Source organism: Streptomyces sp. NPDC057623, from assembly GCF_042800355.1.
Classification (GTDB): Bacteria; Actinomycetota; Actinomycetes; order Streptomycetales; family Streptomycetaceae; genus Streptomyces.
Genome location: NZ_JBHVGZ010000007.1, coordinates 259,575 through 280,828, shown reverse-complemented (window position 1 = coordinate 280,828; position 21,254 = coordinate 259,575). Strand labels below are relative to the sequence as shown.

Genomic DNA, 21,254 nt, shown 5'->3' with positions numbered 1-21,254 from the left:
AACCAGCGAGACCGACCTACCCACCGAACTCACCGCATAGCCTCAAAACGAGATCACCGAGTGGCCGTCAATACACCACTCCCGCGGACGTGACCCGGCGTGATGTCATCCGTAAGGAGGAGATACCGGCCGGCTGAGTCCACTCTGTGTGGGACGCCGAAATGCTTCCTCCCGGGGATGACTCGGCTCGAAGTGGTTGATGGGGTAGGGGGTGTGCAACCCCGTATTCCCCGGCAGTCCGCCCAGGAGCAGGACTGCCGGCCCCCGGCCGTCGGCGTGGACGATGCCAGGCTCAGCGACGAGCTGGCAGCGGTGGTCTCGGGTGCCCGCCGCCGGGCGGTCAGGGACGGGGACCGGCAGATCGACACGGCCCATCTGCTGCACTCCCTCCTGGAGCACGACCGTGATGTGTACGCCGTCTTCGGCGACGGCCCCCAGATCGCCCGCCTGCTGGGCTACCTCGTGCAACGCACCATCGGCTACGGCCTGCGCTGGCAGGGCACCGTCGAGGACTCCGGTGCCGTACCCGTGGTGAGAGACGGCGAGGGCTTCTCGCCGCTGGCCGCGAGCGCGATGGAGGCCGCCTGCCGACGCGCCGTCCGCCGCGGCGGCCCACGTGCCGAGGGCATCGACCTGCTCGCGGCGATCGTGGCGGACCCGCAGGCCCGCGCCGTCGAGGTGCTCGCCCGCGCCGGCATCGACGCGAACGAGTTGGGCGCCCGGATCGACGCACGGAGCGACGGGCGGCGCGACGAGTACGCGTCCGACGGCGAGACGGCTCGCTAGGCCCACGCCGCGATCTCCGTCCGCAGCCGCTCTGTCCACTCGGCGAGACAGGTGTCATCGGGGATGACGCTCATGTCATCGCCTGTCATCATGTGCCGGTGCGTATGTCTGAAAGCAGTGGGGCCGGCCGTGGCAAGGGCGTCGGGCTGGGTCTGGCGCTGGGTTCCGCGGTCGCCTTCGGAGGCTCCGGTGTCGCCGCGAAGCCGCTGATCGAGGCGGGCCTCGATCCGCTCCACGTGGTGTGGCTGCGCGTGGCCGGCGCCGCTCTCGTGATGCTGCCGCTCGCTGTCCGCCACCGTGCGCTGCTGCGCGGCAGGCCCGCCCTGCTCGCCGGGTTCGGACTGCTCGGTGTGGCCGGCGTCCAGGCCTTCTACTTCGCCTCCATATCCCGTATCCCGGTCGGGGTGGCGCTGCTCGTCGAGTACCTCGCCCCCGCGCTCGTCCTCGGCTGGGTGCGGTTCGTGCAGCGGCGGCCCGTCACGCCCGCCGCCGCCCTGGGTGTCGCCCTCGCGGTCGGCGGACTCGCCTGTGTCGTCGAGGTCTGGTCGGGGCAGAGCTTCGACGCGGTCGGCCTGCTCCTCGCGCTCGGCGCCGCCTGCTGCCAGGTCGGCTACTTCGTGCTGTCCGACCAGGGCAGCGACTCCGGCGACGACGCGCCCGATCCGCTCGGCGTCATCGCGTACGGCCTCCTGGTCGGCACCGCTGTGCTCACGGTCGTGGCCCGTCCCTGGACGATGGACTGGTCCGTGCTGGGTGGCACCGCGCACATGGACGGCACCCCCGTCGCGGCCCCCCTGCTGCTGTCCTGGATCGTCCTCGTCGCGACAGTCGTCGCCTACGTCACCGGCGTGGTCTCCGTCCGCCGGCTCTCGCCGCAGGTCGCCGGCGTGGTCGCCTGCCTCGAAGCGGTCATCGCGACCGTCCTGGCCTGGGTTCTGCTCGGCGAGCACCTCTCCGCCCCGCAGATCGTCGGTGGTGTGATCGTCCTGGTCGGCGCTTTCATCGCGCAGTCGTCGGCACCCGCGAAGGGTTCTCCGGAGCCGGTGGCAGGTGGGGGACAGCAAAGGGATTTGTCCACCCGTTCGACCGTCGCATAAGGTCCGATCATGCCTTCGACACTCGTTCTTCCGCCTCCGGCCGCCTGAGGCGGGCCCTCCGGAAAGCCAGCCCGGCGTGCCGCCGGGCGGAACGGTGCTGCCCGCAGACGAAGTCCACGGACCCCGCTGAGCCGCGGTCCTCCCAGAACTTCTGCATGTCTGCGGAGAAGAACTCGTGTCGAACACTGCTGTTTCCGGCCTGCCCATCGGGCGTGGCCTTCTTTGTCTGATCGTCGCCGGTGCCGCCTGGGGCACCGCGGGCGCCGCCGCCTCCCTGGTCTACCGGGCCAGCGACATGGGGCCGGTCGCCCTCTCCTTCTGGCGTTGCGCGGTCGGCTTCGCGCTGCTGCTCGCCGTCCGCCTCCTGCGCCCGCGCCCCCGTCCGGGTGTGGAGAACGCCGGGACGGACGGGACGGCCGTGGCCGTCGCCTTCCGCCGCAAGGCGCTGCGGGCCGTGGCCACGGGCGTCGGGCTCGCCGTGTTCCAGACGGCCTACTTCACGGCCGTCGACGCCACCGGACTCGCCGTGGGCACCGTCGTCACCCTCGGTGCCGGCCCCGTGTTCATCGCGCTCGGCGCCCGGCTGACCCTGGGGGAGCGACTCGGCCGTGGCGGCGTGATGGCCGTGGCCGGCGCGCTCACCGGGCTCGCGGTACTGGCACTCGGCGGCGAGGGCACGACCGTACGGCCGTGGGGCGTGCTGCTGGCGCTGCTGTCGGCGGCCGCGTACTCCGTGATGACGCTGCTGACGCGCAGGTGGGGCCGCGACGGAGGGGCCGACGCCGCCAGTACGTCCCTCTGGGCCTTCGCGGTCACCAGCCTGTGTCTGCTGCCGTTCGCCCTTGCCGAGGGACTCCTGCCGCACACGGCCGAACCCGTACGGCTCGGCTGGCTGCTGGTGTACATCGCGGCTGTCCCCACGGCCCTCGCCTACGCCCTCTACTTCGCGGGCGCGGCCGCCGTACGGTCGGCCACGGTGTCCGTGATCATGCTGCTCGAACCGGTCAGCGCGGCGGTGCTCGCCGTCGTTCTGCTCGGCGAGCACCTGACGGCGCCGACCCTCGCGGGCACCCTGCTGATGCTCGGATCGGTCGCGGGTCTCGCCGTGGCGGAGACACGCGGGGCGCGGCGCGAGCCACAGCGGGCGTGAGAGGGAGGGGCCCGCACCGCACGGGTGACGGGCCCCTCGCTCAGCTCGTGCGCCGCCGGAGCAGGTGGTCGCGGGCCGCCGCGTCCCGCGGGCTGTCGCGCCGCACCAGATGGGCCGCGACCCGGTCCTTGACCGGGTCGGTCCGGTGATTCGCGTACTTGAACTTGGCCCGTACGCCCGTCACTTCGAGCCGCACCCCGCGGAGACCGGACAACAGGCGGCTGTACGGAGCCTCCCCCACCGCGACCCGCGCCGAGCCGCCCTCCGGCTGGAAGTGGCCGACCTGGCGATTGAGCAGCTCGGCCTTCTCGGCCGGGTCGTCCACGACATGGGCCCGGCACCGGAGTTGGACCGCGGCGTAGAAGCTGGTCGGAGTGCCGTGCTCGGGCGGTTCCTCCGGTGCCGCCTGCCAGGGACCCGGTACGTACACGTAGTCGTCGACCACGCTCAGCACGACCTCGGGGTTCGCCAGGAGCGCGGGCCACATCGGGTTGGGCCGGGCCAGGTGCGTGAGGGCCTCGCCGCGCTCGCCGTCGTACAGGAAGTGCAGCGGCTGGACGTGCGGCGGCTCGCCGTCCAGGCCGTTGACGACGAGCTGCCCGAAGTCGTGGACGGCCAGCCACCGCTGCCACTCGGCGTCTTCGCGGGGCGCGTCCCAGGGGTGGATCAGCATCACAGGGCGCCGAGGTAGCCGGGGAGTTCGGTGCCGGGGGCCAGGTCGGGGTCCCCGACCGGCGCGTCGTACCCCTTGCGCAGCGGAACGACGCCGGCCCAGTGGGGGAGGGCGAGGTCCTCGGGCTCGTCGTTGACACCGCCGGTGCGGAGCTTGGCGGAGACCTCGTGCAGGTCGAGGCGGATCACGGCGGTGGCGGCCAGTTCCTTCTTGTTGGCGGGCCGCGAGTCACGGGACCGGCCGGCGACGACATGGTCGACGAGCGCGTCCAGGGCGATCCGCTTCTCCTGCGGGTCCGTCACGTCGTACGCGGTGCCGTGCACCACCACGGACCGGTAGTTGATCGAGTGGTGGAAGGCGGAGCGGGCCAGGATCAGCGCGTCGACATGCGTGACCGTCAGGCACACCGGCAGCCCCGGGTCCCCCTGGCCGGTCATCCGCAGCGGGCGCGAACCCGTCGAGCCGTGGACGTAGAGCGTCTCGCCGACCCGGGCGAACAAGGTGGGCAGCACCACCGGCGCCCCGTCGCGGACGAAGCCGAGGTGGCAGACGTAGGCCTCGTCGAGTATCGCGTGCACCAGGTCCTTGTCGTACGACGCCCGGTCCGGGGAGCGGGTGGGGACGGTGCGGTCGGTCGGCGCGTAGACGGCGGTCGACGATGCCGACTCCTCGGTCCCCTGCATGACGGTCTCCCTTGCGTTCTGTTGCGCTGGCTATTGCACTAGTGCATAATCTGCTTTGTGCTAGGAGGATATCGGATCGAAGGGCGACGCGCAGCGGAGATTGCGGCGAGCGTCGAGCGCGGGGTGGGTGCGGGCGGGCTGGCACCGGGCGAACTGCTCCCGCCCATGCGGGAGTTGGCCGTCGAGCTGGGCGTGAATCCCAATACCGTCGCGGCCGCCTACCGGATCCTGCGGGAGCGCGGGGTCATCGAGACGGCCGGGCGGCGGGGCAGCCGGGTCCGGCCCAAGCCGGCCACGACCGGGCGCGAGTCCATCCGGGTGGACGTGCCGGAGGGTGTACGGGACGTGGCGACCGGCAACCCGGACCCCGTGCTGCTGCCGTCGCTGGCCAAGGCGTTCGCGGCGGCCGCCGAGCAGAACGACCGGGAGCCGGTCATGTACGGGGACGCTGCCGTGGAACCGGAGCTGGCGCGCAGGGCGCGGGCCGCGTTCGACGCCGACGGCGTTCCGGACGGGCCGATCGCCGTCACCTCCGGCTCGCTCGACATGATCGAGCGGGTCCTCGCGGCCCACCTCAAACCCGGCGACACCGTCGCCGTCGAGGACCCCGGCTGGGGCAGCCTGCTCGACCTCGTCCCGGCCGTCGGGCTGCGGACGGCCCCGGTCGGCGTGGACGACGAGGGTCCGCTCCCGGACGACGTACGCCGGGCCCTCGACGCGGGCGCGCGCGCCCTGATCGTCACCGACCGGGCGCAGAACCCGACGGGCGCGGTCGTCAGTGCCGCACGCGCGCGTGCCCTGCGAACCGTACTGAAGGACCACCCGGACGTCCTGCTCATCGAGGACGACCACGGTCACGGCATCGTCGACCTGCCGCCGCACCCCCTGGCCGGCACCACCCGCAGCTGGGCGTTCGTCCGCTCGGCCGCCAAGGCCTACGGCCCCGACCTGCGGCTCGCCGTGTTCACCGGCGACACCGTCACGGTCGACCGGGTGCGCGGCCGCCAGCGACTGGGACCCGGCTGGGTCAGCCTTCTCGGCCAGCGGGCCCTGGTGCGGCTCTGGGCCGAGGGCGCGGTCGACCCGAAGGCGGTGTCAGAGGCGTACGCCGCCCGCCGGGACGCACTGATCGCCGCACTGGCGGAGCGGGGCATCACGGCCCAGGGACGCAGCGGCCTGAACGTCTGGGTCCCGGTTCCCGACGAGACGGGCGCCGTGGCCCGCCTGCTGCACGCCGGCTGGGCCGTGGCCCCGGGTGCCCGCTTCCGCATGAGCGCGCCCCCCGGAATCCGGATCACCGCGGCGACCCTCGCGACGGACGAGATCGCCCCACTGGCGGACGCGGTGGCGAGAGCGGTGGGCCCGGCACCGGAAAGGGGCTACGTCTAGACAGGGTGGGTGGGAGCTACCGCTTCAGGGGCACCTGAGTAAGCGCCGCCCCTACAAGAACGATCACCGCACCCACCGGTGTGGTCCACCGAAGCGACTCCCCGAGAACGGCGACCCCCGCTGCCGTCGCGATGACCGGAATGAAGTACGTGACCATCTGAGCCGTGGTCGGCCCCACCTCGGCGACCAGCCCGTACTGAAGCAGTACCGCGAGCCCCGTCCCGAGTGCACCCAACGCCACGATCGCGAGCAGCGGCAGCACTGGAAAGCCGGTCGGCACCGAGGTGAAAACCGGCGTCACGACGGCCAGTTGCACCGTGGCCAGCAACAACTGCGCGCCGGTCAGCGACAGATGCGACTCACCGGAGCCGGCCAGCGTACGGCGGACGTATATCCAGCCGATCGGGTAGCTCAACGAGGCCAGCAGCGCCATCGCCGTCCCCGTGGCATCCAGCCCGTGAAAGCCCTGCCATGCCCCGAGCACGGTCAGCACGCCGAGGAAGCCGACCCCGAGCCCCGCGACCCTGACCCGCGTCGGCCGGTCCTCCGAGAGCGCGACCAGGGACAGGGCCATGCCCCACAGCGGCGAGGTCGCGTTGCAGATGCCCGCGAGCGTGGACGGGATCGTCAGCTCGGAGTAGGCGAACAGGGAGAACGGCAGCGCGTTGAGCAGGAACGCGGCGACCGTCAGATGCCCCCAGGTGCGTGCCCCACGCGGCAGCCGCTCCCGCTTGACCGCCATCGCGGCCGCCAGCACCGCCGTGCCGAACACCAGCCGCCCGAACGTGACCTGGAAGGGGGCGTAGCCGTGGGTGCCCACCTTGATGAGCAGGAAGCTGAAGCCCCAGATCAGCGAGAGCGCGGCGAAGCGCAGACGCCAGTCGAGGCGGGCGCGGGGGTGAGGGCGGGAGTCGGGGCGGGGAGCGGCTTCGGCCGGGACGCGAGAGCCGGTGGCGGTGGTCATGGCAGCAACGATGCTGCACACGACTTCGTAGCACAATCGAGATTTCGCACCCGATATCTCGTAGCATTGCTTACATGTTGAATCTGGAGCGCCTGCGCACCCTGGACGCCCTCTCGCGGCACGGCTCGGTCAGCGGCGCGGCGGAGGGCCTGCACATCACGACGTCCGCCGTCTCCCAGCAGATGTCCAAGCTGGAGCGGGAGGTCGGCCAGCAGCTCCTCGCCAAGAACGGCCGGGGTGTACGGCTCACGGACGCGGGACGGCTGCTCGCCGAGCACGCGGCGCGCATCCTGTCGCAGGTCGAGCTGGCCCAGTCCGACCTGGAGGCGCAGCGCGGGAGGGTCGTCGGCGAACTGCGCCTGGCGGCGTTCCCGACCGCGGCACGCGGGCTGTTCCCGTCCGCGCTCTCCGCACTGCGCGCGGAACACCCCGCGCTGCGCGTGCGCTCCTGCGAGCTGGAGCCGGAGGGCGGCATCGCCGGAGTGATCCGCGGCGACCTCGACCTGGCCGTCGTGCTCGACTGGTACAACAAGCCGATGGCGCTGCCCGAGGGCCTGGTCAAGGCGCACATCCTGGACGATCCGGCCGACGTGGCGATGCCCGCCGGGCACCGGCTCGCCGAGCGGGCCGAGGTGGACCTCGCCGAGTTCGCCGAGGACGAGTGGATCACCTGGGGCGAGGGCGAGTTCTGCCACGAGTGGCTGATGTTCACGCTGCGCTCCAGGGGTGTCGAGCCGCTCGTGGGCCACCGCGCCCCCGAGACCCACACCCAGCTCGCGCTGGTCGCGGCCGGGCTCGGCGTGTGCATCGCGCCGCTGCTGGGGCGCCATCCGATGCCCGCGGGCGTGGTGACCGTGCCGCTGAAGCAGCGGGTACGCCGCCATGTGTACGTCGTCTGGCGCGCCGACGCCGACCGCCGCCCGTCGATCCGGGCGGCGGTGCGAGCGCTGCGGGAGGCCGGACAGAACGTCTCCTGACGTCGTCTACGGCGCTCCCAGCTTCCGGAAGTCCCAGGACACGATCTTCTCCGGCGTCAGCCTTACCCACGCGTGCCGCCCGTCGTGCGGCATCTCGTCGAGGCCGAAGTTCTTGCGCGCGAACAGCGTCTCGGGGACGTCGAGTTCGGCGCGCAGCTCGCCGACACGAGGGCTCTCGCCCACGAACTCGACGGTGCCGGACAGCTCGACGCCGCGCAGCTGCTCGTAGTCCTCGCCCGTGTCGATCACGATCGCGACCCGGGGATCACGGCGCAGATCGGCCCACCGCTTGCTGCGGACGACCGAGTACAGCCACAGCGAGTCGCCGTCCCAGGCGAACCACAGGGCGCTGACATGCGGAAAGCCGTCGGCGGACACCGTGGCGACCCGGCAGGTGCGCTCAGCGGTGAGGAACTCGTCCAGCTCGCCGGGCGTCATCATGATCTTCCGGCCCCGGCGCTGAGTGACGGTCATGCGGCCCCCTCTTCTCTCACGTCGTGCCAGAGGAGAGATCCTCTGACATCACGTCAGAAAAGGATGGGTCGTCTTCCGTCCCCACGCAATGGTGGTTCCGTCCTCACCCGAACGTGGCTACGCTCGCCCGCCCACGCCGCCGTCGGTCACAGGGGGACCCATGCCGTCGTACGCCGAACTCAGCGAACTCCTCGACCCCGCGACCACCGTCCTGCTCACCGTCGAGTGCCAGCAGGGCGTCGTCGGCCCGGCCGGCGCCCTGCCCGAACTCGCCGCGCAGGCGCACTCCTCGGGCGCCCTCGCCAACGTGGCCCGGCTGGTCACGGCCGCCCACGAGAGCGGCGTCCAGGTGATCCACGCGATCGCCGAACGCCGCCCCGACGGCCGTGGCGCCAACCACAACGCCCGCCTCTTCCGTGCGGTCGAACGGCTCCCCGTCCAGCAGCTGTCCGGTTCGACGGCGGTCCGCGTGGCGGCGCCGATCGAGGTCGCCGAGGAGGACTTGGTCGTACGACGACTGCACGGCCTGTCCCCGATCCAGGGCACCGACGTCGACGCCCTGCTGCGCAACGTCGGCTGCCGCACGGTGATCGTCACCGGTGTCTCGGCCAACGTGGCGATCCCCAACACCGTCTTCGACGCCGTGAACAGGGGCTATGTCGTGGTCGTGCCCCGGGACGCCATCGCCGGAGTGCCCTCCGACTACACCCCGGCGATGATCCGCCACACCCTCGCATTGGTCGCCACGGTCGCGACCACGGACGAGGTACTGGACGGATTCAAGCGTCCGCGCGGTGTCAGGCGAGCGTGATCGAGTCGCCCGCCACGCTGATCTCCTTGGCGGCCAGCGGCTGGGTGGCGGGTCCCTTCTTCACGCTGCCGTCGAGGACGGAGAACTGGCTCTTGTGGCACGCGCAGGTGAGGGTGTCCCCCTGGAGGTCGGTCATCGGACACTGCTGATGGGTGCAGATCGTCGAGAAGGCCTTGTAGTCGCCCGCCGTCGGCTGCGAGACCACCACCTTCTCGTCGCTGAAGACCTTGCCACTGCCCTCCGGGATGTCGGCGGTCTTCGCGAGCGCCGCGCCACCGGCACCGGACTCGGCGGACGAGCCGCCGCCCGCTTCGGTGCTCGCGCCACCGCCGGCGGCACCCTGTTCGGTGGACGAGCCGGACGCGTCGTCGTCCGACCCGCACGCGGTCAGCGCCACGGCGAGCCCCGCCGCGCCGACCGCCGCCACGACGGTACGGCGACTCGGGCTCGACACCGGCTGAACTGATTCGCTGGTCATGCTGACGTTCCTTCCGCGGATTCCTGATCTGGCGAGAGGTACGGTCCTTATGGACCGGTTGTTCAGACTCAGTCGAAATCCTGACCCGGTCCGGTGAAGGGGTGGGTAAAGCGGAGCTGTCGGTTCACTGTCCACGGCTGTCGGTTTCCTGTCGGCGCGAACTCGCCATCGCCCGCCCGGGCCGTCCGGTGCCCGGCCCTCGCGCCAGTAACCTGGGGCGATGCTCAAGGAAGTCATCGCGACCCGCTTCATCACGCCCCTGCGTGAGGGCGGCTCGCTGCCGGGGCTCGTCGAGGCCGACGACTTCGGGACGTACGTCATGAAGTTCAGCGGCGCCGGACAGGGCCGCAAGACCCTGGTCGCCGAGGTCGTCTGCGGTGAACTCGCCCGCAGGCTGGGCTTCCGGGTGCCCCGCCTGGTGACGGTGGAACTCGACCCGGTACTGGGGCTCGGCGAACCCGACCAGGAGGTGCAGGGGCTGCTCAAGTCCAGCGGCGGCACCAACCTCGGAATGGACTTCCTCTCCGGTGCGCTCGGCTTCGACCCCCTCGCCTTCGAGGTGAGCCCGAAGGACGCGGGCCGGATCGTCTGGTTCGACGCCCTGGTCAACAACGTCGACCGGTCCTGGCGCAACCCCAACCTGCTGATGTGGCAGGGCGAACCGTGGCTCATCGACCACGGCGCGACCATGATCTGGCAGCACAACTGGCCCGGGGCGCGGGCCTCGGCGGCCCGTTCGTACGACGCCTCCGACCATGCCCTCGCCTCCTTCGCGCCCGATGTGCGGGCAGCCGCGGCCGAGTTGGCGCCGCTCGTCACCGAGGAGGCGCTCGCCGAGGTGACCGCCGAGATCCCCGAGGTGTGGCTGGCGGACGAACCGGGGTTCGCGTCGGCGGACGCACTGCGCAGGGCGTACGCGGAGCCACTGGTCGCACGCGCCGCCGTCATCCACGACCGCATCGAGGGGATCAAGTGAGCGAGCGCACCCTGGGGACCCGCTCCCGCGCACAGGACGTCTTCGAGTACGCGCTGCTGCGGGTCGTCCCGCGCATCGAGCGCGGGGAGTGCCTCAACGCGGGCGTGCTGGTGTACTGCCGTGCCCGGTCCTTCGTCGCGGCCCGGACCCACCTGGACGAGACCAGGCTGCGGGCGCTCGACCCCGATGCCGACGTCGCCGGGGTGCGGGCCGCACTGCGTGCCGTCGAGGGCGTGTGCGCGGGCGGCGACGCGGCGGGACAGGCCGGGGGCGACGACGCCGGGCGACGCTTCCGCTGGCTGATCGCCCCCCGTTCGACCGTCGTCCAGCCGGGTCCGGTGCACACCGGGCTCACGTCCGATCCGGCGGCCGAGGCGGAGCGGCTGCTCGATCTGTTGGTGAAGTGACGGATCGGGTTACGGATCAGGTAATGGATCACATGCGCGCGGTGGCCGTTGACACCGCGTGCCAGGGCTTCTAGCGTCACGTCCATCGAAGGTACTAAGCGGTCGCTCACCCGAGGAGAGTCATCCATGTCCACCACTGAGCAGCGGGTCGCCGTGGTCACCGGCGGAGCGCGCGGCATCGGCGCCGCCACCGCCGTACGGCTGGCCGCCGAGGGGCGCGCGGTCGCCGTGATCGACCTCGACGAGGCCGCCTGCAAGGACACCGTGGAGAAGATCACCGCGGCCGGCGGCAAGGCCCTCGCGGTCGGCTGCGACGTCTCCGACGAGGCGCAGGTCGAGGCTGCCGTCGCGCGGATCGCCGAGGAGCTCGGCGCCCCGACCATCCTGGTCAACAACGCGGGCGTGCTCCGCGACAACCTGCTGTTCAAGATGAGCGTCACCGACTGGGACACCGTCATGAACGTGCACCTGCGCGGCGCCTTCCTGATGTCCAAGGCGTGTCAGAAGCACATGGTGGACGCGGGCTTCGGCCGTATCGTCAACCTCTCCTCGTCCTCCGCGCTCGGCAACCGCGGCCAGGTGAACTACTCCGCCGCCAAGGCCGGTCTCCAGGGCTTCACCAAGACCCTCGCCAAGGAGCTCGGGAAGTTCGGCGTCACCGCCAACTCCGTCGCCCCCGGCTTCATCGCCACCGAGATGACCAAGGCCACCGCCGACCGTGTCGGCATGGGCTTCGAGGACTTCAAGGCCGCCGCCGCCACCCAGATCCCGGTGGCCCGGGTCGGTGAGCCGGACGACATCGCCAACGCCATCGCCTTCTTCACGGGCGAGGCGGCCGGGTTCGTCTCGGGTCAGGTGCTGTACGTCGCCGGCGGACCGCTCGACTAGGGCCGAGGGAGAAACGAACATGACTGAACTGCCTGAACTCTCCGGCAAGGTCGCCCTCGTCACGGGCGCCAGCCGCGGCATCGGCTACGGCGTCGCCGAGGCGCTCGTCGCGCGCGGCGACCGTGTGTGCATCACCGGCCGCAACGAGGACGCCCTCAAGGAGGCCGTCGAACAGCTCGGCGCCGACCGCGCGATCTACGTGGCCGGCAAGGCGCACGACGAGGCCCACCAGGCCGTCGCCGTCGAGCGCACCATGGAGGCCTTCGGCCGCGTCGACCACCTGATCAACAACGCCGGTACCAACCCGGTGTTCGGGCCGCTCGCCGACCTCGACCTGGGTGTCGCGCGCAAGGTCTTCGAGACCAACGTGATCTCGGCGCTCGGCTTCGCGCAGCGGACCTGGCACGCCTGGCAGAAGGACAACGGCGGCGCGATCGTCAACATCGCCTCCGTCGCGGGCATCGCACCCTCGCCCTTCATCGCCGCCTACGGCGTCAGCAAGGCCGCGATGATCAACCTCACCCAGCAGATGGCGCACGAGTTCGCGCCCCGGGTGCGGGTCAACGCGATCGCCCCCGCCGTGGTGAAGACCAAGTTCGCGCAGGCCCTGTACGAGGGCCGGGAAGAGGAGGCCGCCGCGGCCTACCCGCTGGCCCGGCTCGGGGTGCCCTCCGACATCGGCGGGGCGGCCGCGTTCCTCACCTCGGGGCAGTCGGACTGGATCACCGGCCAGACCCTGGTGATCGACGGCGGCATCTTCCTCAACGCCGGTGTCGGCTGATCCACGGGACTGCGACAGGGGCGCCGCTGGACACCAGCGGCGCCCCTGTCGACGTTTCGGGAGATCAACAACCGTTGACAACGTAGTCACCGCAGAGGTGAACAAGTGCTCCTGAGACTGGAGGTCCACCGGCCGGAACACTGCGGTATGTTTTGCCGACCCTTGGCATGGCAGATCGAGGAGCGTGCGCGTGTTCAACCGGATCCGACGCCTGCGGCAGGTGGCGGCCATCGCGTCCATATCGACCCTGGTAGCAGGGTGCGGCGTCCTCTCGTCCGATTCCTCGGAGGAGGAGGGACCGCTCGTCGTGGGGACGACCGCGGCCCCCAGCACCCTTGATCCCGCCGCGTCCTGGGACAGCTCCTGGGAGCTGTTCCGCAACATCTACCAGACGCTGCTCAGCTACCCCTCCGGCTCGACCGCGCCCGAGCCCGACGCGGCGGAGAGCTGCCAGTTCACCGACAACACGAACATGAAGTACCACTGTGAGCTGCGTGAGGGCCTGGAGTTCTCCGACGGGCACAGCCTCGACGCGAAGGCCGTCAAGTACTCGCTCGACCGGATCCGGAAGATCAACGTCAACGGTGGTCCGGCCGGCCTGCTCGGCAGCCTCGAACGGGTCCAGGTGCTGAACGACCGCGAGATCGTCTTCCACCTCAACAAGGCCGACGCCACCTTCCCGTTCGTGCTCGCCACGCCCGCGATGTCGATCGTCGACCCCGAGGACTACCCGGCGGACAAGCTCCGCGAGGACGGCACGGTCGTCGGGTCCGGGCCGTACACCCTGGAGTCGTACGACGAGGGCAACAAGGCCGAGCTCGTCAGGAACGACAACTACGACGGGTACGCGGAGCGCAAGAACGACGCGGTGACCATCCGCTACTTCCAGGACTCGCCCACCATGGTCGGGGCACTGCGCGACAAGGAGCTCGACGTCGCCTTCCGCGGTCTCGCCGCCGACGACATCGTCGACATCCAGGCCGACGACGATGACGAGCTCCAGTTGATCGAGGGCTCCGGCACCGAGATCAACTACCTGGTCTTCAACCCGAAGGACCCCACGGCCGGCAAGTCCGCCGTCCGCAAGGCCATCGCCCAGGTCATCGACCGCCCGGCGATCGCCCACAAGGTCTACAAGGACACCGTCGAACCGCTGTACTCCATGGTCCCCAAGGGCCTGACCGGACACACCACGGGCTTCTTCGACGAATTCGGCGAGCCGAGCGCGGCCAAGGCCCGGGAGATCCTCAGCGACGCGGGCATCACGACCCCCGTCCAGCTCACCCTCTGGTACACCAGCGACCGCTACGGCTCCGCCACCAAGGCCGAGTTCCAGGAGCTGAAGAGCCAGCTGGAGGAGTCCGGACTCTTCGAGATCACCTTGAAGAGCCGTCCCTGGAAGTCGTACGTCACCGGCTACCAGAACGGCGAGTACCCGGTGTTCGGACGCGGCTGGTTCCCCGACTTCCCGGACGCCGACAACTTCATCGCGCCGTTCGTCGGCAAGCAGAACGCGCTCGGTACGCCCTATGTGACGCCCAAGATCACCGACAACCTGCTGCCCAACTCCCGCGCCCAGAGTGACCGTGCCAACGTGGTCAAGGACTTCGAGGACGCCCAGCGCATCCTCGTCGACGACGCGCGGCTGCTGCCGCTGTGGCAGGGCCGGCAGTACGTGGCCGCGAGTGCGGAGGTCTCGGGCGCGGAGCGGGCGCTGGACCCCTCGACGATCATGATGGTGGGGGAGCTGTACCGCAAGACCAGCTGGTAGCCGCTGGATACGCGGTGCGATGTGCGGTGGGCGGGGCGATTGTCAGTGGCCGCCTGTAGGTTCTGAGGCCTGGAGGTGACCGCCCGCGGTCACCTCGCACCGTTCGCCGCACACCGTAAGGAAGTTGACGTGACCGACATCGCCATGCTGCCCGAGTCCTGGCGCGGGGTTCTGGGCGACGAGCTTCAGCAGCCCTACTTCAAGGAGCTGACGGAGTTCGTCGAGGAGGAGCGGGCGAAGGGTCCCGTCTATCCGCCGCGCGAGGAGGTCTTCGCCGCGCTGGATGCGACGCCGTACGACAAGGTGAAGGTCCTGGTCCTCGGCCAGGACCCCTACCACGGCGAGGGCCAGGGCCACGGCCTGTGCTTCTCGGTCCGTCCCGGAGTGAAGACGCCGCCCTCGCTGCGCAACATCTACAAGGAGATGAAGGAGGAGCTCGGCCTCCCCGTCCCCGACAACGGCTACCTGATGCCCTGGGCCCAGCAGGGCGTCCTGCTGCTCAACGCGGTACTGACGGTCCGTGCCGGCGAGGCGAACTCGCACAAGGGCAAGGGCTGGGAGAAGTTCACCGACGCGGTGATCCGGGCTGTGGCCGACCGGCCCGACCCCGCCGTGTTCGTGCTGTGGGGCAACTACGCCCAGAAGAAGCTCCCGCTCATCGACGAGACGCGGCACGTGGTGGTCAAGGGCGCTCATCCCTCACCGCTGTCCGCGAAGAAGTTCTTCGGCTCCCACCCGTTCACGCAGATCGACGAGGCGGTGGCCGGACAGGGCCACGAGCCGATCGACTGGCGGATCCCGAACCTGGGCTGACCGATCGCCGGGCCGGTCCTCCGCCGGGCCGGCCCGGTGCCGTACGGAGCCGCCTGACCGGGAATGCCGCTGGGGGCGGCTAGCGTCGGGAGGGGGACAGCCGACGAGGGCCCGGAGGACGCGGTGGCGGAGCGACAGGAGCGGACGGCACCGGAGGCCGTGCCGACGCGGATCGGGCAGGTCGTCATGCTGCATCACGCGGGAGACCGCGAGGAGGCCAGACGCCGCTTGCTGGACCTGTGGACGGAACTCGGCGAGGACGGCGACCCCGTGCACCGCTGCACCCTGGCGCACTACCTGGCCGACACGCAGGACGACCCCTCGGACGAACTGGCCTGGGACCTGCGGGCGTTGACGGAGGCGGAGGGCGCCGGCGGTGCCCTTGCCGTACGGGCGCTGTATCCCTCGCTGCATCTGAACCTGGCCGCCGACTATGTGAAGCTCGACCGTGCCGAGGCGGCCCGCGTCCATCTGCGCAGGGCGCGGCGGGCGGCGGGGACGCTGGGGGACGACAGCTACGGGGACGGGGTGCGGGCCGAGATCCGCCGGCTGGAGGTGCGGCTGGGGGAGGGCACGTAGCGGCTGCGGGGAGCCCGCCCGAGTCTCAGCGGCCGTACGTCTGCTCGCAGATCTTCGACTCCGGGCTGTCCGGCCTCCACCCGCCGTACTTCTTCCCCAGCGCGCAGACGTCGGCGTTTCCCCCGTTCCCGGGGCTCCCCGCGTTCCCTGGGCTCCCCTGGACCCCCTGGCGGACGGACTCCGACACATCGGGGATCTCGACATGCGGGGGTTCGGGGACGTTGGGCCCCGGGCGGCGGGACTTCTGGCGCTCGGGGTGGGGGCGGGGGTGCGAACGGGGATCCGAGTGGGTGGAGGGCGGGGCGGCGGGCGACGGGGACTGTGCGGCGGAGACCTCGGGGGCCGGGTGGCGGGACGGGTCGATCAGCGTCAGGGCCTCTCGGGCCGGTGCCTGCACGATCTCGGGCTCCGTGGGGGCGCCCGGTCGTGGTGCCGGCGGCTGGGCCGGTGCCGCCGGACCGCCGGGTGCCGGCCGGTGCTGGACCGTCGTACAACCCGAGAGGGCCGAGACGGCCACGGTGACCAGGAGCGTTGCGGTGGTCGTCGTTCGATGCACGCGCGCAACTCTGCTGGTTCCGGCGGCCGTTGGGGTGGCGGAGAAGGAGACGTTGCTCCGTAAGGGTGATCTCTGACCCCGTACGGACGGTGTGCTGCCGCCGCCGCTGACGTCAGTCGCCGGTGGAGCCGTCGACGCGCTCGCGGACCAGGTCGGCGTGGCCGTTGTGGCGGGCGTACTCCTCGATCATGTGGGTGATGATCCAGCGCAGGTTGAAGTGCTCGCCGCTGCGCCGGCTCCTGCCCTTGGAGAGGTCGTCCAGACCGAAGCCGGCCGCGTTGCGTCGGGCCCTGTCGATCTCGGCCTGCCAGGTGGCGTACGCCTCCTCCCAGGTGTCCGCCTCGGTGAGGTGGAACTCGCCGTCCGGGTCCTCCTCGGAGAAGTAGATCGGGGCCGCGTCCTCGTCCATGAGTACCTGGCGGAACCAGCCGCGCTCCACCTCCGCCATGTGCCGCACCAGTCCCATGAGGGTCAGCTCGGACGGTGCCACGGAGGGGGTCCTGAGCTGGGCGTCGGTCAGCCCTTCGCACTTCCAGGCGAGGGTCTGCCGGTGGTAGTCCAGCCAGCCCTCCAGCATCGTGCGCTCGTCGGCGGTGGTGGAGGGCTCAAGGCGTTCGATTGTCATGCCCGCATCGTTGCCCAACTCGGACTGGTCCACCAGCAGTTTTTACGGCCCTCGGGCTCAGTGGCCGAACATTCCGTCGAGCAGTTCGCGCAGCCCCGCCCGTACCTGGTCCAGGCTCGGCGCCTCCGAGCCGAACGACCCGGCGACGCAGCTGAACATCAGGCCGTCCGCCCAGGCGACCAGCGACAGCACGTGCCGGGCCGGATCCGCCGAGCCCGCGGCGGTCACCAGGGCGGTGAGCTGGCCGCGGAAGCGGGCGCCCGTGGCGTCGAAGTAGGCGCGCAGCTCGGGGCGGCGCGTGGCCTCCAGGGCCAGTTCGTAGCGGGCGAGCGTCAGTTCGCGGTGGTGGGTCAGGGCGCGGTGCGTCGCCAGGGCCAGGCCGGCGGCCAGCGCGTCGAGGCCGCCCCGCGGATCGGGCATCTCCTCCAGCGCCAGGACCCGCGCCTCACGCTCCGCGAGCCTGCGCACCGCCAGTTCCAGGAGCGCCTGCCGGGTGCGCGCCAGGTTCGAGGTCGAGCCCTGCGGCAGCTCGGCCACGTCGTCGACCGCCCGGTGTGTGAGCCCGCGCATCCCCCGCTCGGCCAGCAGCGCGAGGGCGGTGTCGGCGACGAGATCGGCGCGCGTGGCGCCCGGGGTGTGTACGGCCATGGAGATCAACCTACCCGTCTCACTACATCTGTAGTACAGTCGGCATGTCGAGTCACTACGTCTGTAGTGAGGTCAGGTCGGGTCGTCCGGAGGAGCCATGGCACAGTCGAAGCGGGCCGTTGTGATCGGTGGCGGCATCGGAGGTCTGACCGCGGCCGCCGCACTCCACGGCAGCGGTTGGGAGGTCACCGTGCTGGAGCGGGCCCCCTCCCTGGAACCGGTCGGCGCGGCCATCTCGCTCGCGCCCAACTCCCTGCGCGCACTGGACGTCATCGGGATCGGCGACGAGATCCGCGACCTGGCCGCCTGGCAGGGCGACGGGGGACTGCGCACCCCGTCCGGGCGCCGGCTCTCCCGCACGGACGCCGACGCCGTGGCAGCCCGCTTCGGCGGCCCTCTCGTCCTGCTGCACCGGGCCACACTCATCAACAGCCTCGTGGCGCTCCTCCCGCCCGAGGCACTCCGTCCGGGAGGCGCCGCGACCGTCGTCGATCCCGGCGACGCCGATCGTCCGGCACGCGTGGCGACCTCGGACGCAGAGGTGGAGGCCGACCTCGTGGTCGCCGCCGACGGCGTCCGGTCCGCCGCGCGCCGGGTGCTCTTCCCGGCCCACCCCGGCACCGACTACTCCGGGTTCACCACATGGCGGGTCGTGGTCCCGGTGCCCGGTGCGGAGTTCGCCTCGCACGAGACCTGGGGCCCGGGCCGCATCTGGGGCTCACACCCGCTCAAGGACGGCCGGGTCTACGCCTACGCCGCGGCCGTCACGCCCGCCGGAGAGCACGCCCGCGACGACGAGAAGGCCGAGCTGCTGCGCCGCTACGGCGACTGGCACGCCCCGGTCCCCGCCATCCTCGCCGCCGCCCGCCCCGAGGACGTCCTGCGTCACGACGTCCACCACATCGCCGAGCCGCTGCCTGCCTACCACCGCGGCCGGGTCGCCCTGGTCGGAGACGCCGCGCACGCCATGCCGCCCACGCTCGGCCAGGGCGGCAACCAGGCCATCGAGGACGCGGTGGTCCTCGCGCACCACGGCGGCGACCTCGCCGCCTACACGGCGGCCCGCCTCCCGCGTACGACCGCCGTCGCCCGCCGGGCGGTCAGGGTCGCCCGCCTCAACCTGATGACCGGCCGTGCCGCGATCGCCGTTCGGAACACGACGCTCACCGCCCTGTCCAAGGTCGCGCCCGCGCTGGTCCTGCGCGGCTTCGAGGACATCGCCGACTGGCGGCCGCCGCAGCGGCCGTATGCTTCCAGGCAGGCCCCGGCAGGCAACCACCAGAGGAGCACACCCAGTGAAGGTCGGCTGCATCGGACTCGGTGACATCGCGCAGAAGGCCTACCTTCCGGTGCTCGGTGTCCAGCCCGGGGTCGAACTGCATCTGCAGACCCGCACGCCCGCCACGCTCGCCCGGGTCGCCGACAGCCTCCGCCTGCCGGCCGAGCGGCGGCACGCGGACCTCGACTCGCTCCTCGCCCAGGGCCTCGACGCCGCCTTCGTGCACGCGCCCACCGTCGCGCACCCCGAGATCGTGACCCGGCTGCTGGAGGCGGGGGTGCCGACCTATGTCGACAAGCCGCTCGCCTACCGACTCGCCGACTCCGAGCGGCTGGTGGCGCTCGCCGAGCGGCGCGACGTGAGCCTCGCCGTCGGCTTCAACCGGCGCTACGCCCCCGGCTACGCGCAGTGCGCCGACCATCCGCGCGAGCTGATCCTGATGCAGAAGAACCGGATCGGGCTGCCGGAAGAGCCCCGCTCGATGATCCTGGACGACTTCATCCACGTCGTCGACACACTGCGCTTCCTCGCCCCCGGCCCGGTCGTCGACGTGACCGTACGCGCCCGCGTCGAGGGCGGGCTGCTGCACCATGTCGTGTTGCAGCTCGCCGGGGACGGCTTCACCGCGCTCGGCGTGATGAACCGGCTCAGCGGCTCCGCCGAGGAGATCCTCGAGGTGTCCGGGCAGGACACCAAGAGGCAGGTCATCAACCTCGCCGAGGTCGTCGACCACAAGGGCCAGCCGACCGTGCGGCGGCGCGGGGACTGGGTGCCGGTGGCCCGGCAGCGCGGCATCGAACAGGCGGTGCTGGCCTTCCTCGACGCCGTGCGCGCGGGGAAGGTGCTCAGTGCCCGGGACGCGCTGGCGACTCATGAGCTGTGCGAGCGGGTTGTTCGCGCGGTTCAGGACCGGGCCGCCGCCTGAGTCGCGGCCGCTTCGCCCGTACGCCCTCGGTGGCGCACCAAGCGGCCATGATCAGCAGCGCCGCGTACACCGGCCACTCGCCGAAGCGGACGTACGGTGTGACACCGTCGGCCAGCGGTACCTCGTAGACAGCGCTCGTGCTCGCGTCCGTGCCGAGCCAGGAACCGATCCGCTGCCCGCTCGGGCCGTACACGGCGGAGACACCGGTCAGCGTGGCGTGCACCATGGGCCGGCCGGTCTCGGCGGCGCGCAGTGCGGCGAGTGAGGCGTGCTGCTCAGGGGCCCAGCTCTGCTGGAACGTCGAGGTCGCCGACTGGGCGATCAGCACCTGGGCGCCGTCGTCCGCGAGATTGCGGCTCATGTCGGAGAACGCGGACTCGAAGCAGACCATCGGGCCGATCCGCAGCCCGTGCCCGGCGTTCATCACGACCTGTTCCGTGCCGCGCCTGCGGTCCTCGGACGCCGCCTTACCCACGGAGGTGGCCCAGCCCAGCAGCGAACGGGCCGGTATGTACTCCCCGAAGGGGACCAGCCGCATCTTGTCGTAGCGGGCGCCGGTCGGGCCGTCCGGGCCGACGAGGATCGAGCTCTTGTAGATGCCGGGCTTGTCGGAGCGCCGCGCGTCCACGTTGACCAGGATGTTCGCCCCCGTCTCCCGGGACAGTGCCGCGAGGCGGCGCGCGAAGTCGGGCCGGTCGTCGAGGTCGTAACCGACGCTGCTCTCGCCCCAGACGATCAGGTCGGCGCCCTGGCCGGCCAGCTCGCGGGTGAGCCGCTCCTCCCGGTCGAACCGCCGGTCGGCCCCGCCCACGCCCTGCATGACGCCCGGCTGGACGACGGCGATCCGGACCCGGTCCGCGACGTCGGGGCGCGGGGACCACACCCAGGCGGCGGAGGCGGCGACGGCCACGGCGACGAGGCCGGCCACCGCGGCGACCCGGCACCTGCGTACCGCCACCAGCACCGCCACCGCGACGTTGACAGCCACCACCAGGAAGCTGATCAGCCACACCCCGCCCACCGAGGCGAGCCGCAGCGCGGGCTCCACCTCCCACTGACTGGAGCCCAGCACGCCCCACGGCCCGCCGAGCCCCTGCCAGGAACGGACGAGTTCGATCATCAGCCAGCCGGACGGCAGCACCAGGAGGGCCGCGGTGACCCGTCCCGGTGACGGCCCGGCCGCCAGGAAGCGACGCACCAGCCATCCCCACGGGGCCCACAGGGCACCGAGCAGGGCCGCGATGACGAACGTGAACACATGCAGGTTCGGCAGCAGCCAGTGGTGCATCGCCAGCATGAAGCCGAAACCGCCCCACCAGCCGTCGTACAGCGCCCGCCGCCCGGTCGGCGCGGAGCGCAGCAGTGCCATCCACGGCACCAGGGCGACGTACGCGAACCACCACCACGACGGCTCGGGGAAGGCCAGCACGGGCAGGGCGCCGGCCAGAACGGCGGCGATCGAGCGGCGCCACGGGGAGGCGAGCCGGCGGTTGATCGTCTTCATGCATCGCCTCCTACCCCGTG

The 21,254-nt window shown here is 71.5% G+C and carries 24 protein-coding genes; 15 read left to right on the top strand and 9 right to left on the bottom strand.

What is annotated here, in order from left to right; genetic code table 11:
* Positions 1–213 precede the first annotated feature (213 nt).
* From ACFU95_RS11120 to ACFU95_RS11110, 3 genes are all read left to right on the top strand, one after another.
* Positions 214–786: a Clp protease N-terminal domain-containing protein gene (locus ACFU95_RS11120; RefSeq protein WP_383824981.1), complete on the top strand. Its 573-nt coding sequence runs from the start codon at positions 214–216 to the stop codon at positions 784–786.
* A 104-nt stretch (positions 787–890) separates the two neighbouring features.
* Positions 891–1,883, top strand: a complete 993-nt coding sequence (locus ACFU95_RS11115; RefSeq protein ID WP_383825021.1) for a DMT family transporter — start codon at positions 891–893, stop codon at positions 1,881–1,883.
* Between the two features lie 175 nt (positions 1,884–2,058).
* Entirely contained in the window at positions 2,059–3,033 is a 975-nt protein-coding gene (locus tag ACFU95_RS11110; protein ID WP_383824978.1) for a DMT family transporter, read from the top strand.
* 40 nt (positions 3,034–3,073) lie between these two features.
* Here ACFU95_RS11110 and ACFU95_RS11105 read toward each other — a convergent pair whose 3' ends face one another.
* Both ACFU95_RS11105 and ACFU95_RS11100 read right to left on the bottom strand, forming a co-directional pair.
* On the bottom strand, positions 3,074–3,706 hold the full coding sequence (locus tag ACFU95_RS11105) for an FMN-binding negative transcriptional regulator (RefSeq protein WP_383824975.1): 633 nt from the start codon (positions 3,704–3,706) through the stop codon (positions 3,074–3,076).
* Entirely contained in the window at positions 3,706–4,389 is a 684-nt protein-coding gene (locus ACFU95_RS11100; protein WP_383824972.1) for a pyridoxamine 5'-phosphate oxidase family protein, read from the bottom strand. Before ACFU95_RS11100 ends, ACFU95_RS11105 begins: the two co-directional genes overlap by 1 nt.
* Positions 4,390–4,446: 57 nt before the next feature.
* On the opposite strand from ACFU95_RS11100, the gene ACFU95_RS11095 reads away from it, so the two are divergent.
* Complete coding sequence (locus ACFU95_RS11095; RefSeq protein ID WP_383824969.1) at positions 4,447–5,778, top strand: aminotransferase class I/II-fold pyridoxal phosphate-dependent enzyme; 1,332 nt, start codon at positions 4,447–4,449, stop codon at positions 5,776–5,778.
* Between the two features lie 16 nt (positions 5,779–5,794).
* On the opposite strand, the gene ACFU95_RS11090 is transcribed toward ACFU95_RS11095, so the two are convergent.
* The gene (locus ACFU95_RS11090) at positions 5,795–6,742 is read right to left on the bottom strand and encodes a DMT family transporter (RefSeq protein WP_383824967.1); all 948 of its coding nucleotides are present in this window, start codon (positions 6,740–6,742) and stop codon (positions 5,795–5,797) included.
* A gap of 74 nt (positions 6,743–6,816) precedes the next feature.
* Here ACFU95_RS11090 and ACFU95_RS11085 point away from each other — a divergent pair, with 74 nt between their 5' ends.
* Positions 6,817–7,719, top strand: a complete 903-nt coding sequence (locus ACFU95_RS11085) for a LysR family transcriptional regulator (protein WP_383824964.1) — start codon at positions 6,817–6,819, stop codon at positions 7,717–7,719.
* Between the two features lie 6 nt (positions 7,720–7,725).
* On the opposite strand, the gene ACFU95_RS11080 is transcribed toward ACFU95_RS11085, so the two are convergent.
* Entirely contained in the window at positions 7,726–8,193 is a 468-nt protein-coding gene (locus tag ACFU95_RS11080) for a pyridoxamine 5'-phosphate oxidase family protein (RefSeq protein ID WP_383824961.1), read from the bottom strand.
* 160 nt (positions 8,194–8,353) lie between these two features.
* On the opposite strand from ACFU95_RS11080, the gene ACFU95_RS11075 reads away from it, so the two are divergent.
* Positions 8,354–9,004, top strand: coding sequence for a cysteine hydrolase (locus ACFU95_RS11075; protein WP_383824958.1), 651 nt, complete (start codon positions 8,354–8,356; stop codon positions 9,002–9,004).
* Here the strand turns inward: ACFU95_RS11075 and ACFU95_RS11070 are convergent.
* Complete coding sequence (locus ACFU95_RS11070; RefSeq protein ID WP_383824955.1) at positions 8,991–9,482, bottom strand: Rieske (2Fe-2S) protein; 492 nt, start codon at positions 9,480–9,482, stop codon at positions 8,991–8,993. The genes ACFU95_RS11075 and ACFU95_RS11070 overlap by 14 nt on opposite strands.
* 220 nt (positions 9,483–9,702) lie before the next feature.
* Between ACFU95_RS11070 and ACFU95_RS11065 the strand changes: the two genes are divergently transcribed.
* From ACFU95_RS11065 to ACFU95_RS11035, 7 genes are all read left to right on the top strand, one after another.
* Positions 9,703–10,458: a HipA family kinase gene (locus tag ACFU95_RS11065; protein ID WP_383824952.1), complete on the top strand. Its 756-nt coding sequence runs from the start codon at positions 9,703–9,705 to the stop codon at positions 10,456–10,458.
* Positions 10,455–10,865, top strand: coding sequence for a DUF3037 domain-containing protein (locus ACFU95_RS11060; protein ID WP_383824949.1), 411 nt, complete (start codon positions 10,455–10,457; stop codon positions 10,863–10,865). The genes ACFU95_RS11065 and ACFU95_RS11060 overlap by 4 nt, the downstream gene beginning before the upstream one ends.
* A 126-nt stretch (positions 10,866–10,991) precedes the next feature.
* Positions 10,992–11,753 (top strand): 3-oxoacyl-ACP reductase FabG, encoded by a 762-nt coding sequence (gene fabG, locus ACFU95_RS11055; RefSeq protein WP_383824946.1) that lies wholly within the window; start codon positions 10,992–10,994, stop codon positions 11,751–11,753.
* Positions 11,754–11,772: 19 nt separating this feature from the next.
* Entirely contained in the window at positions 11,773–12,534 is a 762-nt protein-coding gene (locus tag ACFU95_RS11050) for an SDR family oxidoreductase (protein WP_383824944.1), read from the top strand.
* A gap of 190 nt (positions 12,535–12,724) precedes the next feature.
* A complete protein-coding gene (locus ACFU95_RS11045) occupies positions 12,725–14,305 on the top strand; it encodes an ABC transporter substrate-binding protein (protein ID WP_383824941.1) in 1,581 nt (526 codons plus the stop codon).
* Positions 14,306–14,434: 129 nt separating this feature from the next.
* Complete coding sequence (gene ung, locus ACFU95_RS11040) at positions 14,435–15,118, top strand: uracil-DNA glycosylase (protein WP_383824938.1); 684 nt, start codon at positions 14,435–14,437, stop codon at positions 15,116–15,118.
* Between the two features lie 123 nt (positions 15,119–15,241).
* Positions 15,242–15,697 carry a hypothetical protein gene (locus tag ACFU95_RS11035; protein ID WP_383824935.1) on the top strand — a complete coding sequence of 152 codons (456 nt, stop codon included), beginning with the start codon at positions 15,242–15,244 and terminating at the stop codon, positions 15,695–15,697.
* Between the two features lie 25 nt (positions 15,698–15,722).
* On the opposite strand, the gene ACFU95_RS11030 is transcribed toward ACFU95_RS11035, so the two are convergent.
* From ACFU95_RS11030 to ACFU95_RS11020, 3 genes are all read right to left on the bottom strand, one after another.
* Positions 15,723–16,253, bottom strand: a complete 531-nt coding sequence (locus ACFU95_RS11030) for a hypothetical protein (RefSeq protein WP_383824934.1) — start codon at positions 16,251–16,253, stop codon at positions 15,723–15,725.
* Positions 16,254–16,365: 112 nt separating this feature from the next.
* Complete coding sequence (locus ACFU95_RS11025) at positions 16,366–16,878, bottom strand: DinB family protein (RefSeq protein WP_383824932.1); 513 nt, start codon at positions 16,876–16,878, stop codon at positions 16,366–16,368.
* A 57-nt stretch (positions 16,879–16,935) separates the two neighbouring features.
* Entirely contained in the window at positions 16,936–17,526 is a 591-nt protein-coding gene (locus ACFU95_RS11020; protein WP_383824930.1) for a TetR/AcrR family transcriptional regulator, read from the bottom strand.
* Between the two features lie 97 nt (positions 17,527–17,623).
* Here ACFU95_RS11020 and ACFU95_RS11015 point away from each other — a divergent pair, with 97 nt between their 5' ends.
* Positions 17,624–18,850, top strand: a complete 1,227-nt coding sequence (locus ACFU95_RS11015; protein WP_383824927.1) for an FAD-dependent monooxygenase — start codon at positions 17,624–17,626, stop codon at positions 18,848–18,850.
* The gene (locus ACFU95_RS11010; protein WP_383824925.1) at positions 18,822–19,730 is read left to right on the top strand and encodes a Gfo/Idh/MocA family protein; all 909 of its coding nucleotides are present in this window, start codon (positions 18,822–18,824) and stop codon (positions 19,728–19,730) included. The genes ACFU95_RS11015 and ACFU95_RS11010 overlap by 29 nt, the downstream gene beginning before the upstream one ends.
* Here the strand turns inward: ACFU95_RS11010 and lnt are convergent.
* Positions 19,651–21,234 carry an apolipoprotein N-acyltransferase gene (gene lnt, locus ACFU95_RS11005; protein ID WP_383824922.1) on the bottom strand — a complete coding sequence of 528 codons (1,584 nt, stop codon included), beginning with the start codon at positions 21,232–21,234 and terminating at the stop codon, positions 19,651–19,653. The two genes, ACFU95_RS11010 and lnt, sit on opposite strands and share 80 nt — an antisense overlap.
* Between the last annotated feature and the right edge of the window lie 20 nt (positions 21,235–21,254).